General features: G+C 63.6%; 10 protein-coding genes. 1 reads left to right on the top strand and 9 read right to left on the bottom strand.

Features of this window, described 5'->3' with window-relative positions:
- The first annotated feature begins 1 nt into the window (after position 1).
- Positions 2-6,580 (top strand): hypothetical protein, encoded by a 6,579-nt coding sequence (locus BZL41_RS04365; RefSeq protein ID WP_095598160.1) that lies wholly within the window; start codon positions 2-4, stop codon positions 6,578-6,580.
- Between the two features lie 187 nt (positions 6,581-6,767).
- Here BZL41_RS04365 and BZL41_RS04360 read toward each other — a convergent pair whose 3' ends face one another.
- From BZL41_RS04360 to BZL41_RS04320, 9 genes are all read right to left on the bottom strand, one after another.
- A complete protein-coding gene (locus tag BZL41_RS04360) occupies positions 6,768-9,038 on the bottom strand; it encodes a helicase-related protein (RefSeq protein ID WP_168190945.1) in 2,271 nt (756 codons plus the stop codon).
- A gap of 99 nt (positions 9,039-9,137) precedes the next feature.
- Positions 9,138-9,443, bottom strand: coding sequence for a hypothetical protein (locus BZL41_RS04355; protein ID WP_095598158.1), 306 nt, complete (start codon positions 9,441-9,443; stop codon positions 9,138-9,140).
- Between the two features lie 101 nt (positions 9,444-9,544).
- The gene (locus BZL41_RS04350) at positions 9,545-10,654 is read right to left on the bottom strand and encodes a DUF6094 domain-containing protein (protein ID WP_095598157.1); all 1,110 of its coding nucleotides are present in this window, start codon (positions 10,652-10,654) and stop codon (positions 9,545-9,547) included.
- Between the two features lie 64 nt (positions 10,655-10,718).
- The gene (locus BZL41_RS04345) at positions 10,719-11,369 is read right to left on the bottom strand and encodes a hypothetical protein (protein WP_095598156.1); all 651 of its coding nucleotides are present in this window, start codon (positions 11,367-11,369) and stop codon (positions 10,719-10,721) included.
- Positions 11,370-11,453: 84 nt separating this feature from the next.
- On the bottom strand, positions 11,454-11,819 hold the full coding sequence (locus BZL41_RS04340) for a hypothetical protein (protein ID WP_009461172.1): 366 nt from the start codon (positions 11,817-11,819) through the stop codon (positions 11,454-11,456).
- An 89-nt stretch (positions 11,820-11,908) separates the two neighbouring features.
- Complete coding sequence (locus BZL41_RS04335; RefSeq protein ID WP_031755001.1) at positions 11,909-12,520, bottom strand: DUF3275 family protein; 612 nt, start codon at positions 12,518-12,520, stop codon at positions 11,909-11,911.
- Positions 12,521-12,575: 55 nt separating this feature from the next.
- Positions 12,576-13,127, bottom strand: a complete 552-nt coding sequence (locus BZL41_RS04330) for an STY4534 family ICE replication protein (RefSeq protein WP_031755002.1) — start codon at positions 13,125-13,127, stop codon at positions 12,576-12,578.
- Positions 13,128-13,471: 344 nt separating this feature from the next.
- Positions 13,472-13,837, bottom strand: a complete 366-nt coding sequence (locus tag BZL41_RS04325; RefSeq protein ID WP_095598155.1) for a DUF3085 domain-containing protein — start codon at positions 13,835-13,837, stop codon at positions 13,472-13,474.
- 66 nt (positions 13,838-13,903) lie between these two features.
- Positions 13,904-14,704 (bottom strand): GTPase, encoded by an 801-nt coding sequence (locus tag BZL41_RS04320; RefSeq protein WP_095598154.1) that lies wholly within the window; start codon positions 14,702-14,704, stop codon positions 13,904-13,906.
- Between the last annotated feature and the right edge of the window lie 135 nt (positions 14,705-14,839).

Here is a 14,839-nt window from a genome sequence, read left to right as displayed (position 1 = left end):
TATGAGTGATGATGACGCTGGCGCAGCACCAATAACCATCGACAAAGTTCGAGCATCAAAGGCGGGCCATGCCTTTCATGAAGCTTGGGCCGCGCGCTCCGCTCTTGAACTCCTGCCGCCGTCGACCGACCTTACCGCTATCACGCTCGAGGGTTTCGATGAGCGAGACGAACAGAGCTTGGGAACTGGTGCGGTCGAGATTGCCGATCTCGTCCGGTACCACGGTGCCACCGATGTCGCCCGGGCGCATCGAGTCACGGTCGTTCAGTTCAAATACTCGATCGCAAGCGCCGACACGGCAGTGCGAGCTGCTGACTTGGCATCAACTCTTGCCAAGTTTGCCGCGACCGATGCCGAGCTTCGGGCGATGCATGGGGATGATCATGTTCTCGCCGTGGTCCGGTATGAATTTGCTACGAACAGGCCCATCCACGAGAACTTGGGGAAGGCGATCGCAGCGGTTGTCGCAGGCACGCAAGAAGCCGGTGATGTAGCCCGCCAAGCAGGCCAGATCAGTGAAGCTCTGAAAGAGTATCCCCATCCCTTTGCAGACCTACTGCGGCGAATGGAAATGGTCGGTAGCAAGGGAAGCTTGATAGAGGCTGAGCGTGCGATTTCAACAACGCTCGCCGCATGGAGCGAGCCAGGGGATCCGGATGCGGAGAAACGCCTGCTGAAGTTGCGGAATCTCATCAGGATCAAGGCCGGTCCCGGTAGCGAGACGGACAAACGCGTTGACCGGGTAGCGGTTTTGGCTGAGTTGGAAGTGGAGCACGAGGATCGGCTGTATCCCACGCCCGACGCGTTCCCCGAGGTTGAGGTAGTCATTCAGCGCGATGTTCTTGGCGACATTGCGACCCTCGCCCGCGAAGCTGGTCTTCCTCTCGTTGTCCATGCTGCGGGCGGGATGGGCAAGACTGTCTTGATGCAAGGCCTCGCCGACCGATTGCGAGCCGATGGCCCCGTGGTGCTCTTCGATGGCTTCGGCGCCGGTCGCTGGCGGGATCCTGCTGACGGTCGGCACCTCCCGGAAAGGACGCTTGTCCACCTTGCCAATCTCATGGCCGGACAAGGCCTGTGCGACATTCTGTTGCCAGTGGCGGACGTTACGGGCTTGCTCAGGGCATTCCGCCGACGGCTCGCTCAATCGGTGGAGACGGCTCGGCGAACTCGCAACGATGCATGTGTATCACTAGTGCTCGATGCGATCGACCACGCCGGGCTTGCCGCGCGGGAAACCGCGACATCATCCTTCGCACACCTTCTCATGCGCAGCATCAGCGTAGAGCCAATCGACGGCGTTCGCATCGTCGTATCGTGCCGGACTGAACGGCTCGCGCTGGCAACCGGCGATACCTCGCATCGTCCTTTCACAATTCCACTGTTCACTGACGCGGAAGTACGAGCCCTCGTCGAGCGGCGTGTGCCGGATGCTTCGGCCGACGAGATCGCCGCTTTGCTGACACGGTCAGGTCGCAACCCACGCTGTCTCGACAACCTGATCGCGGCCGGACGGCCGTTTGATCCCGTGTCTTTCCCTGACGCCCCGGGAGAGCCGCAAGATCTGCTCGACGTGCTGCTTCGCAAGCGTCTCACCGAAGCGCGCGAAACCGCACGCGCTCGTGGTGCAAGCGATGCGGACATTGACCTCCTGCTCACAGGCATCGCCTTGCTGGCGCCCCCAGTTCCTATTGAAGAGCTTGCTGCGGCTCACGGCTTGATCGCGGAGCAGGTTGAGAGCTTCGCGGCCGACCTCGCCCCCTTGCTTGAGCGAACGCCACACGGCCTGATGTTCCGCGACGAGCCGACCGAAACCCTGATCCGATCGAGCTACGGCGCGAGCCAGGCCGGTCGAGATCGCGTTATCGCCGCTCTCCAAGAACGCCAACTCACTTCAAACTATGCAGCCCGGGCACTGCCCGCGTTGCTCACCTCGCTACGCGATGCCGATCAGCTCATCCAACTCGCCTACGACTTGCGTGTTCCCCGAGGCGCTTCACAGGTAAGCGCACGCGACATCCGTCTGTCGCGGATCACTGCCGCGATAGCGCTGGTGGGAGAGCTGAAGCGGCGCGATGATCTTCTCCGTCTGCTGCTGGAAGCATCGCTCGTTGCCGCGGGCCATGAGCGATCCGACCGCTTCCTATACCAGTATCCTGATCTCACCGCGGTAGCGGGTGACCCAGAAGCCTTGCGACGGCTTTTCGCGACCAATGTTGGCTGGCCTGGAGGGAAACACGCCGCGCTTGCACTTGTGAACGCCTTCGCCGGTGACCGAGACGAAGCCCGTCGCCATGCTCGGCGATCAATCGATTGGCACAATTGGGCCGCGCATAGCAAACGTAGCGCGCGCTTTAGCGAATCGAGCACCTCAAGGCAATGGGACGACATTGGCTTCGCCTATGTCGAGATGCTGGCGGGCAATGACGTGCGCGTTGCAGAGTTCTTCGCCCGTCGAGAGGACGGTGTGGCCTTCGCCAAGTTTAGCGACTTGTTCGATCTTCTGGATCGACACCAGTGTTCGGCGCATCCGCCCAAGACGCGCGTCGCAACGCGGCTGTTGCGTTGTCGACTGCCATCTCGCGCACTCTACGCCGCCGCGCTTCCATTCGTCGGCCGTGAACCATCCCACGCCAGAAGGCTTGTCACGGCACTTGCAGCCGCATCTTCTGGGACTGGCAAAAGCGAAGCCTTGGCGATGGCCAGCGTACTGGCATCGGCCCTGGCGATAGTGCTCGGCATGGAGAAAGAGGCAGCAAGCATCCTCGCTGGAGCTGCACTTACACCACCAAGCGTTTATGACTATTCCAGTCACTATCCGAGCGACCGTGCGATCCACGCGACCGTACTGGCCGCCGGTGTTCGAGCCGCCTTGAGCCGGAAGCGCGCCGCCTTGGCTGACATAGCGCCAGCGGAATTCATCGGGTTGGTGCCTGCAAGTGCTCGATCGCGGGGCGCAGCAACCTTCAGTCGGGTGCTTAACCAGAAGCTAGCGGCTCCCAAGTTCGATGGAACTCGGCACCGACGGAAGAGGCGCAATGAACTCGACGAGGAAAAACGATCAAATTACTCGCGTGCGCTTGGCAGCCGAATCCTGCCGATGCTGAACTATGCGCAGGATGTCGCCGACATCATTCGACCGCCAAATGGAAAGGCGCGGGACGAGATGGTGGCCTCGGCCTTTGACCGACTTGTCCATGAAGTCGCGCAGTCATCCGACTATCCGTATCGGGACGGGAAGGCATATCTCGCGCGAAACGGCTTCCGAGTGATTTTCGAACTTGCCGACTCGTTAGGTGCGCTCAATGCCGCGATGGCGAAGCGCATGGTCGAGTGGGCAGCGAGCGCGCCGGGCCTATTCACGCCGGAACTTACCCAGGCGGTTGCTCGACTATCGCGCCTCCCACAGTGCCATGATGCAGCGCTCCTCCTTGCTGGCCATGTCGAGCGCAAGATCCAACTCGATACCGATGTCGGATCCCGCATCTCATCCTACGGTGATCTCGCTCGCGCAGCCTGGCGAGTGAGCACCGAAGAGGCTGCGGCCTATTTTCGCCGTGCGCTCGATCTTGCCGAGGCCATTGGATCGGATGACTTCGATCGTACCAATCACTTGCTGGAGCTGACCGGCCACTATTCGGGTCCCGAACTATCGCCGGCGGCGGTGCACACCCTGGCGCGTATCCTCGAACTGAATCAGAACGAGGATGGCAAATTCCCCTGGACGGAGTACGCGAAAACGATGGTGCCGATTGCTGGTCGGGCGATGTTGGCTACGTTGGCACGGCTGGATGATCGTGACGCTGCTCGGCTCGGACTGTCGCTCGGCCCAGCGTTGACTGTCCTCGTTCGTGATTCGAAGCTTTCAGTTGAAGCCGCCGTCGCGCTATTTGGTTTGGCTGCTCCAGTCGAAACGTGGACGTGGCACATCTCGGGCTTCGCGTCAGAGGTCATTGGTCGCCTACCTCAAGAGCGGCGGGAATGGTTCTTCGACCTCCTTCTGGTCGAGATCGATCGTGAGGATCAACTGTCTCCCGCACGGGAGACGATCGAAGGGCTACATGACCTCGCTGAGCGCAGTCTTCCTGCCACTTCTCATGCTCGAACACGAATTGAGGGCCTGCTCACTCGCCTTGGACCCCAATCCGAATCGCGAACGGTCATCTCCCCGTCAACCGCGATGGAGCCGCCGGTCGTCTTCCCGGTGGACCTCACGGACTCGGACGACATTGACCGCCAGATTCTCAGCGAGGAGATTGATCAGTCGGGACGGCGCTGGCCGGTTCGGACACTGATTGATCTGGCCAAGCGAGCAAACTCTCTCGCCGAACGCCTCGGGTTCGTCCGCGCGGTCGTTGAAGCAACCGCTGCCACGCTTGCCGACAAAATCCACGCGCTGGACGACTACTTGGAGGAATGGGGTAGGTCGTCGGCGGCTATGCGCGATGCTCTGCCTGACTTGGGACTGCGCCTTGCCACCAAGCACGCCGCCGAACTTGCCAGTTCAAGCACCGACGCGTGGGGCAACTGGCGGGGGCTGGAGCAGCATTTTCATGCCGACCGTGCAGTTCTTGTCGAGCACGTAGTTGCAGCGCTCCGGAGCACCGCGGACAGTCTTGGTGGTAATGCCTGGCTCGCACTCGCCGCGAGACTGGCGTCTGACGTCAGTGCCAGCGCCATTGCGGAAGGCCTCGAACGGTTTCTGGAGAACACAGATGAAAAGCTGCCGTCCGAAGTTGGGGACGGGCCGTGGGACGCGCGTTTTACGGTTCCGTCTGACGAGGCGACATTCGTGGCGGGACTCGTGTGGGCGAGGCTCGGCCATCCCATCGCAGCAATGCGCTGGCGCGCAGCCCATGCGGTGCGGCGCCTGGTGGTGGCCGGACGGTTCGATGTCATTGAACGACTGATCGAGCGATTCGGGTCTGCTTCGAGCTTGCCGTTCGGCGATGCGAAGCTGCCTTTCTACTTAATGCATGCGCAGCTCTGGCTGTTGATCGCACTCGCTCGCGTAGCGAAAGACGCTGCTTCCGCGTTTGCCTCCCATCGCGCGTTCTTCGAGCGAATCGCCTTTTCCGCTGAGTTCCCGCACGTTGTCATGCGTGCGTTCGCGATAGACGTACTTCGCGAGCTTGCGCCTGCACTCGCACCCCAAGAGCGCGAAGCTCTGATCGCCAAGCTTGGCCTCGCAAACCGGTCGCCCTTCCCATCGGCTCCTCGAACCGACTACCGCGAGTTCCGGTATGCGCCTAGGCCAGACGCCTCGCCGCGCCCAGAGGATGGCTTCCACCTCGACTACGACTTCAACAAATATCAGGTCGAGCGTTTGTGCCACGTCTTCGCTTGTCCAGGCTGGGAGGTGGAGGACCGCATCAGCGCGTGGGTGCGGCGTTGGGACACAACCGTGCGAGGAATGCATGATTGCCCGCGTGGCAGAAGCGATGACGCATCTTGGTCTTCGGGGTATGTTCCGGATCGAGATCCGTACGGGGGATATCTCGGATGGCACGCACTCATGCTTGTCGCCGGTGAGTTGCTGGCGACACGGGCGGTTGTCGGCGAAGACTGGGGCGGTGATGCTTGGGCCGCGTTCCTGGGGGAGTACACGCTGTCAAGAAGCGATGGTCTCTGGCTTGCCGATCTCACCGATCCGTTTCCGCTCGACCTTACCAAGGAGGCGGACATGCCTATGCCGGAGAGCGGTGAGAGAGGCACCGTTCGCGAAGACAGCAATCTGCTGGCACCGTTGCTCGGCTTACTGGACGGCAAGGCGGCGACGGATTGGCTTCCGGTCGCAGGACGTTGGTCGATCGGGCGAGACACAACTGTCACGCTTCAAAGCGTACTGGCGAATGCCGGCGATGCGCGAGCGGTGGTCTTGACCGTGCTATCAGCTGAAGCATTCTTTAGATGGTTGCCGGACGATGAAGATGAGATTGCCCGTCACTTCGGCGGCGACGGTCACACGGTTCAGCCATGGGTCGCAAAGACACCGAACACCGAGCGCCAGCTCGATCGGCATGATCCTTATGGTGCCGCCACCGCACTCGACAGGCCTTTCCCATCGGATTGGACGCGAGAGCTGTTGGGGACAGTCGCGGATGATGAGGTAGTCCGCAGTTGGTCAATCGGCGGGAGAACAGCGTATCGCGTAGAAGCTTGGGGTGCTGAGGGCGGACGGGGTGAATACGCCTGGAGCGAGACTGGGCACCGCTTGTTCGTCGGTCGTGACGCATTGCTTTCCCTGCTCAAGGTGTCCGAGCGTAGTCTTGTCGTCGCACTCACGCTCCAGAAATACCATAAAGGGAAATCGAGCGGACGTGCCGGAGACTCCAGCGGCTTTACCCATCGGTCGCTGGTGGTTGTCATCGATGAACGTGGCCAGATTTGGTCGCCGCGAGGCCTCTCTCGACAAGCCAAGGGAGCTCTTGCGACGCTCGACCCCGATCAGCGACGCGATTTCTATCCGCGGTTCCGCGCAATCGCGGGCCTGCCCGATGAGCGGCACCGTCGGCGCGACAACCTACTGGATCTCGAAGGCATTGACTTGGCGTTCATCAAGAATCCGAATGGAAGTTAACCGGCTCACTGCCGACCGATACTGACATCCGGTCGTATGAGCGCTGTGGCCGAGCAAGAGACGCCCTCGTGGCATCAGCCTGAACGACCGTGGTGGGTCGATTGGAGTCCCTCATTCCCGGCTCCAATCGCAAGTTGAACGAGTAAAAAACAGCGGCCCCCGAAGGGGCCGCGAAAGCTCGTCGAACTCAATGCACCAACTGCCGAGCCAGTGCCACCTCCACCGAGTCGCCGTCCTGGTTCAGGACATCGAGTCCGGACTCGGGCACGTCGCCCGACGTGCTCTGCGACACCATGATCTTCCGGGCCATCAACCCCAGGCAGGTCATCTGCGAGGAGTTGGCGTAGCCGAGGTAGATCACGCGCACCGGCTGCTTCTGGCCGATGCGCCATGAGCGCCGGGCGGCCTGCTGCAACGAATACACGTTGTAGCCGGACTGGAGGAACACGATGGTCGGGAACTCCAGCAGGTCCAGGCCGGTTTTCACCAGCTCGGGATTGGTGATGAGCACGTCGATGCCACGGTCCAACTGCTCGGCGATCCAGTCTTCCCGGCGGGAGGCATCCACGCTCGCGCGCAGTACCGCCACCTTGAAGCCTTCCTGCTCCAGCAGCACCTTCAAACGCGACGTGGTGTCGCGCGTGCCGGTGTAGACCGAATAGACCAGGGTCTTGCGACCTTCTGCTTTCTCCTGCTTGCAGATCTCGATCAGCTCGCGTTCCTTGGGCATCACTTCCAGCTCGTTGAACTGAGCCGGAACGAACGCCAAGGTGTTGCGCGTGCGCGGATGCACCACCGTTTCCGACCGGAAGCAGCAGTCCGGCCAGGCCAGCAGCACGTTGAGGACCACACCGAGCAGCGTTGTGTCGCGCTTCGCCAGGGCCTGCTTCAGCTCCTGGGTCAGGCGACCCGCCAGATCGCGATAGGCCGCAGCTTGCGCCGTGTCCATCGCGACTTCGCGGAACTCCTCGTCGTAGGGCGGCAGCACGTTGCCACCGATGTCCTTCAACTTGAGGAAGACCGTGAACGGCAGGACGCAACGCAGTACGCCCTTGGGACCGAAGCCCGGCGCCTTGACCGTGCGCACGGATACCTTGGTGCCCTTGGCCGTCTTGTGCGCCGTGCCGGTGCTCTCGGAATAGATGTCCTTGAGCACCCCGTGATCGCGCATGAACGCCATCGCGGCCGACGTCATGCTGCCGTTCTTCGTCGGCCGGTAGCCATCTTCGATCATCCGCCCCGGCAGGGCTCGGAACAGCAGGTGGAACAGGTCGTCGCCGTAGCCGCCCATCAGTGTGCCGGTGAGCAGCAGCGTCTTGCGCGCCTTGGCCGCCAACACCCCCATGGCCTGGCCCTGTGCGGAGCCGCCGTTCTTGTACTCGTGCGCCTCGTCGGCGATGAGCAGGTCGAACGTGCCTTGGGGAAGCTGCCTCTTGATGAACTCGGACGGCTGGTAGCCGCCCTCGCCGAAGCCGAACTCCATGTTGGCCATCGCACGTTCCATGCGATGGGCTTGCCGGTCCGAGAAGACCAGCTCGCCGTTGCCATCCATCAGGTTGATGAACTCGTGGATGTTGTCCCCGAGCATCGACGCGAGGAAGGCGTCGCCGAACTTCTGCATCAGCTTCTGCGCGGTGACTTCCCCGATGGTTGGAATACGCTTCAGCGCCTTGAGCACGGTCGAGGACTGGTCGCTGGCGGACAGACCTCTGGGACGGATCAACGACCACAGCGGTGCACGGCAGTGGCTGCATTTGCGGCGGGACTCCTCGGCTTCCAGCTCGACCGGGTTGATCGGCTCGCCGTCGAGGTCGGTGATGATGTGGCCGCAATCCGGGCAGGCCCCCACGTCGCCGTGAGGCGTGCGCCGCCGAACGAAGACAGGCTTCCAGTGGAACCCCATCCGCATCCGCACGCGGCCCAGGACGAAGAACTCCTGGCCCTGCGCCGGCACGCCCAACTGCTCACGCAGTTTCAGCAGCTTCACCAGCGTGTCCGGGCCGTTGAGCACCCAGACCTTGGCACCGGCCACCGTCTCCTGGATCTCGCGCCGCCACTTGTAGACCAGGTGCGGCGGAGACAGAACCAAGGTACGGCGGTAGCCTTCGGCATTGAGTACGGCGGCGGTGGCAATACCCACCGTCGTCTTGCCGCAGCCCATCTCGCCATTGACGATCGCGGCGCGTTCGCCGCGATCGACCAACAGCTCGGTGACAGCGTGGACCACATCGGCTTGCGCCGGGAACAGCTTGCGCTTGAGCGCGGCGAGGATCAGTTGCCGATGCACCCGCACCTGGCCGGTGTAGACCGGAGGATTGGCGCGGTTGAGCGAGTCGAGCAGCTCGTCGCCGAACTCGGACACGAAGTCCTGCAGGCTGAGCGTGAGGGGTGAAGCGGCCGCTTCGAGCAGGTCGCCCTGCACAGCGGTTTCGGGAACGGTTTCGAGATCGAGGGACATGGTGATGCTCCAAAGCAATGGGGCATGCACCTCCCCCACGGGGCGGTGACATGCCCCTGGGTGGGAAGAAAGAAGCGGCGCGAGGCCGCTGGATGCGGATCAGTATTCGCTGGGCAGCAGCAGTGTGGTGACGCTGCGATCCCATTCGGTGATGATCCAGAGCTTCAGGTCGCGCGTGACCTGGTAGGACGAGAACAGACGATCCTCGCCAGACTTCAGCGCGGCGTCGTTCTGCCGCCGATCGCTGTCGCTCAGGTCGCCCCATTCGCCATGAAGATGGCGGCTCAGGTACGGCGTGGGGTTGAGCCGGCCCTGTCGGACCAGCTCGTCGACGCCGGCGGTCATGACCACCTGCCCGGGCGAAAAGCGTGCTTGTGACGCGAGGTTGAGGATTGCGAGTGCCATGGTGGTTTCTCCTTTCGGAAAAGCGGGCCACGGCACCCCATCGGGGCAACGTGACCCCGGTGGGTGGATGAAAGCGACGGCGAACCGTCAGGGAACAGCGATCAGCGGATGGTCAGCACTTCGCCCCACGTGGGCGAGCCCAGCGTCAAGTCCCACGCACGAATGACCGGCACGAACTTGTCGGTGAGGATGCGCGTCTCGGCCACGGAGCCATCGTCGCGCTCGGTGTATTCCGTCTGGAGGGTCTTCTCCTTGTGGGTATCACCTTTGACGACCAGCACGCGCCCGGTCCTGGACTTCACCACGCCGGAGATCGCGCCTGCGGCCAAGGCCAGGGCGAGATGCCAGTGCGACAAGGCCCGCGCGGGCGGACGCAGCGATTGCTGCGCGGCGCCCAGGTGCGTATCGAGCGCCGGCCAGAGTCCTTGCAGCCGGCCGACTTCATCGGCGAACTGCTCGGGCTCCATCGTCACGCGATAGAAGTGCTCCGGCTCGGCCGGGCTGGCAGGGACGGTGTACGGCAGGAACGGCCATTCGAGCGGCAGTTCCTCGGCTTCGGCGTCGCCCTGTCCGATCTGCAGCAGCAGACCGCGCACGGCTTTGACCGACTCCGACGCCTGGTCGCGTTGACGAATCCTGCGACCGAAGATCACCACCTGCTTGAACTGCGTTTCCACCGCACGGTAGATGCGCAGGTCGGCGAAGTGGCGCGTCAGCCATCCGACCAGCTCGGGGTCGAGCACGTAGGACGGCACGATGAAGATCAGCACGCCGCCGTACTGCAGCAGCGGCAGCGCGCACTGATAGAACAGCTTTTCCAGCCGCGCACGGCCCTGGCCCTGATAGCCGATGTTGCCGTTCACGTCCTTGCTCAGGTCGCCATACGGCGGGTTCAGCCACAGCAGCCCGAAGGACTGGCGCGAGATCAGCGTGTCCATCAGGTCACCGTGGATGCAGCGATCGACCAGTTGCCGTGCGTGGCTGGCACGCTCGGCGTCGTACTCAACGGCGAAGGCCTGGACCTGCTCGCGCCCGAGGGCGTGGGCGGCTTCGGCAATCGCCACGCCTTCGCCGGCGCAGGGATCGAGGATGGACATGGAGCCGGGAGACGGCGCCAGTGCGGACAAGGCCCGCTCCAGCGTCGGCTCGTCGGTGGGGAAGTAGCCGTTACGAATGAAATTGCGCGCCAGGCGCGGAAACATGAGTGCCATGGATTTCTCCTGGTGATGGATGAGGGAAGGCGGGCACGCGCGCGCGCATGCCCATGGAGATGGCTCACGCCACACGCCGAAGCGGTGCGTTCGCGGCCAGTTCGTACTGCGTGGCGCCGAGGGTGCCGTTGCGGATCAGCTCGCCCAACGCCTTCGTCAGCGCCGGGACATCGAGGGCCAGCCGATGGCCTTCCAGCGGCCCGAGGGCCAAGGGAAGACCGGTCAGCATCTGCCGTGTCTGCAACAGCTCCAGCACGGTGTCACGCCAGTGGTCGAGCAGTGGCAGCGGGCAGGTGTCCTGCACCAGCGTCCACAGCCGGTCGAGCCGGTGAGCGGAATCCCTGGGCAGAAGCGCCAGCGCGCTGGCGTTGGCCTTGTCTGGCTTCACGCAGCGACGATCGAACAGCCACACATTCGTCAGCGAACCGAACAGTGTTCGCCGATAGGCGCGGGTGATGCGCTTTTCCAGGTTCTCGACGTTGCCGACGAAGACCGGGATGGATGCGCCCTGCTCAGTGATGACGTGGAACTGGTCCAGCCCCTGTTCATCCCGGCCGAGGGTCAGGCGGGCGAGGAACTCCTGAACGGCGGTGTCGCGCGCCCAGATCGAGAGAAAGACGAGATTGCCCTGCTCGTCACCAACGCAACCGTCGGCCATGAGGTCGGGGCATTCGTCGATGCGGTACAGCGGTTTCGCGGAAGAAGGTGCAGGCATGGTGATGTCCTCTTGGAAATGAAGGAGCAACCACAGCCCGCGGGGCCATGCTCGCCCCGGTTGGGTGAAGGAAGATGCGTGCCGCTAGACAGCGCGTCCCGCATGGAAGCGGTGAACCCGCTCGCGCCACTCGGGGCTTTGCACCGGCGCCATGTCGAGATAGCGCAGCGGGCACGAGTAGTAGTACGGATGCACGGACTCATCGAGGGACTTGTAGCCCCAATCGCCGCCCGAGCTTTCCAGCAGATGGCAGCCGATGTAGCAGACGGACTCACCGGCCGCGAGGCCCATGACGCCCGCCTGCCTGGCGGTGACGCGAACCACGGTCCACAGAACGTCGCCGTCCAGCGTGTGGTCGATGACTTCGCAGCAAGCGCGTTCGGACGCCTGCGGAGCGAGCAGCTCGCGGATCAACTGATCGCGCGTCTGACGAACGAAGGTCCAGCCCATGAGGGTCTCCTTGAAGAAAAGGCCGGAGCCCTCCCCGTCGGGGGAGAACCCCGGCGGGTGGCGGTATGCCGCGCGAGGCGGCGGATGGATCAGGCAGCTTGGAGGTGCCAGTCCTGGGACAGCGGAGCGAACTCGTAGCCCAGCTTGTCGAGACGGTCGCGCTGCTGACGCAGCACACGACGATCCACGGTCGCATCGAGCTTCACGGTCTCGCCCAGGGGCCACAAGGCACCGAACAGCGCCGCGTCGTCTGCCTCGGCCGAGGCCGCAGCGGACACGGGAGCCGGTTCGCTGCCGAACGGCGTGGTATCGACCAGGGGATCGCGCGGACTGCGCGGCTTCGCCTTCGGCTTGGCCGGGGGCGTTGCCGGCACGGGCGCCTGCGCCTCCTCGTCGATCGGATCGACTTCCTGCGGACTCAGCCGGCGGGCTTCGTCGCGGCTCAGGGCGTCGATGTTGGACAGCGTCATCCCGCCCAGATGGGCGCGGATCTCGATGACCATGCGGCCGTTGGCGTTGTACGTGGAGGGGCGAATCTCGACGATGGCGAAATCACCGTCGTACTTGCCCTCGCGGTACTGATCGAGTTCGGCGTTCTTCACGACGAACTCGCCGATTGAGGTCGCCAGGCGGCCGACGTTGAAGTCGCCGTTCCTGCCGTGGATGGTCTTGATGGCCAGTTGGCCGGGGATGGTGATCATGAAGGTCTCCTGCTGACGAAGAGAAGACAAGGCCCCGGGGATGGGGCCTTGCGGATCAGAACGACTCGGCAACGGCCAATGCGGGGGCATCGGCTGCGTCGTCGGCAGCATCGGCGACGGGCTCGGAAGGTTCCGGTGCCGAGGCTTGCTGCGCAGCGGGCGCGTCGGACGTCACAGGGACTTCCGGGTCCCGCTCGTCGGTCTCGGTCGGCTTGGGCTCGGCCTTGTAGACGAGCTTGCCGTCGACCTTGATCCAACTGACGAACAGCAGGCGGGCCTTGAGGCTCACACCCTGCTCGCCGGCACGCTTGCCCTTGGAGTAGGTGAAGGTGTCGGTCCACAGGTCGCCCATGCGGAAGCCGATCATCACCTTCTTCTCGGCGTCGACCGCCTGAATGCAGCGGCGCACCAGGTGCTGCGCTTCCGATCCCGATACGCGCGTGTCGAAACGCACATACGAGACGTCATCGCTGGGACCGTTCAGAGCCGCGATGTCGCAGGCCAGGAACGCATCGCCTTTCTTGGGCTTCACTTCGCGGATGCGATTGAGGTACCCGAGGCCGGTGATGTGCAGATCGAAGTAGGACTTTTCGTTGGAAGTGGTCATGGTGAATCTCCTGGGAACAATGAGGCGGAGACACACCCGACCCAAGGCGGGGAAGGTGTGGAACCCCCGCGTGGGTTGATGGAACAGCTTGGTGGCATCGCCATCGAGAACCGATGGCCGTTCGCGCATGGATGCCGGTGCGAACTGGGGTGATCAACGCGGTCGGAACCGCGTCGCAGCCTTGAAGATCGTGGCTGCCTGGGCATGTCGCTGACGGACGTCAGCGGAACATGGCCGGAAGCGTGGCGCCGGGACGGCGCGCAGGCGAGCGGCAATCGGCACTCGCGGCTGTCCGCATTGCCGGGAAGAAAGAGGCCCCCGGAGCGGGGGCCAGGGATGGGCGGTCAGTTACCGCTGGGCGTGGGAGGAACCGCCTGCAGCGACAGGTGTGTCGCGGTGGCGGACACGTCGAGGTCGTCCTCGCTGCGCAGGATGCGCGCAAACACGCCCTCCTGCGGATCGAAGAACTCGCCGAAGTCGTCGCCACCGAACTCGGCACGCGCCAGTTCCCACCAGTCGTCGAAGGCATCGACATCCGGGTTGCAACCGGCGGCATAGGCGATGGTCTTCTGGCGACCATCGGGTCGGCGCTCGCCGCACTCGGCCAGGAAGTACACGCCCTGATCCTTGACCCGGATGACGCGGCATTGATTCGCCACCGCTTCGGCGAGCACGGGCCGCAGCTCCGTGCCTTTGAATCGAACAGTCATAGGTGTGATCTCCAGGGAGGCAGGAAGAGAGGCTTCCCGCCGCGAAGGCGGGAAGCTGCTGGGAGATCAGTGCCGGACAGCCTTGCGACCCGACAACAGGCACTGCACGCGGATGCGCCGCCAACTCCCGTCGTCGATCAGCCGTTCCAGCGTCTCGCCGAGGGTGTCGAAGAACACCTCATCGACCCGTTCGATCAGCTCGCCGTCGTGGTGCAGCTCCACCGCGTAGAGGTCGAGGCCACGCTCATACAGCACGGTGACGCGACCCTGGAACTTCATCGTGGCGACGGTGAAGCCGATGGCAGGCGGCGTGCGGATGATGTCGGCGGGTAGCGGATCAACCCAGGTGATGTCCCGCGCACCGGCATCCACCAGCATGTGGGTGATGCGCCGGAAACCATCGGGAGCGGGCAACTGCTCCAGTTGGTCGACCAGCTCCTGCAGCTCGGGGCAGCGCGGCTCGGGGATCGGCAGCTTCGCCGGTGCGGACCCGAGCACGAACCGCTTCACCGTGTAGGGCTGGCCGTCGGCGGTGAACTCGGTCTGCTCCTCGGGCGTGTCCGCCCGCTGACCGTCGAAGCGGCGTCTGACATAGGGTTCGACCTGCACCTTGGCGCCTTCGTCGGGCACCTCGGTCACGAGCGTGCGATCGAGCACCGCGAACTCGGCCCGTGCCGTCTTGACGATGATGGCCTCGTCGGTGGTGGCGATGACCTTGCCCTCGAAAGGCTTCGGGTCGATGTGAAAGCCCAGCGTCGAAACCTTGGGCTGGCCGTCGAAGATGTTGAACTTGAACGAACGGACGTTGGAAGGCACATGACCGACAACGAGCGTCGGCATCTGTGCGCGGATGGCTTGGGTATCCATGGGAGACTCCTTGTGGCAACCAAGGGACTCCCGCCCGCAAGGGAGGTCTGTCCCTTGAGGGTGAGGTGGATGGACGCGGTATGCATCCGGCGAAAGAAACGACCAGCACGGCGGACCGCACCGCAGTCTCGAAGG

Source organism: Pseudomonas sp. PIC25 (assembly GCF_002286785.1).
Lineage (GTDB): Bacteria > Pseudomonadota > Gammaproteobacteria > Pseudomonadales > Pseudomonadaceae > Pseudomonas_M.
The sequence above is the reverse complement of the archived record's forward strand: the minus strand, read 5'-3'. Positions and strand labels throughout refer to the sequence as shown.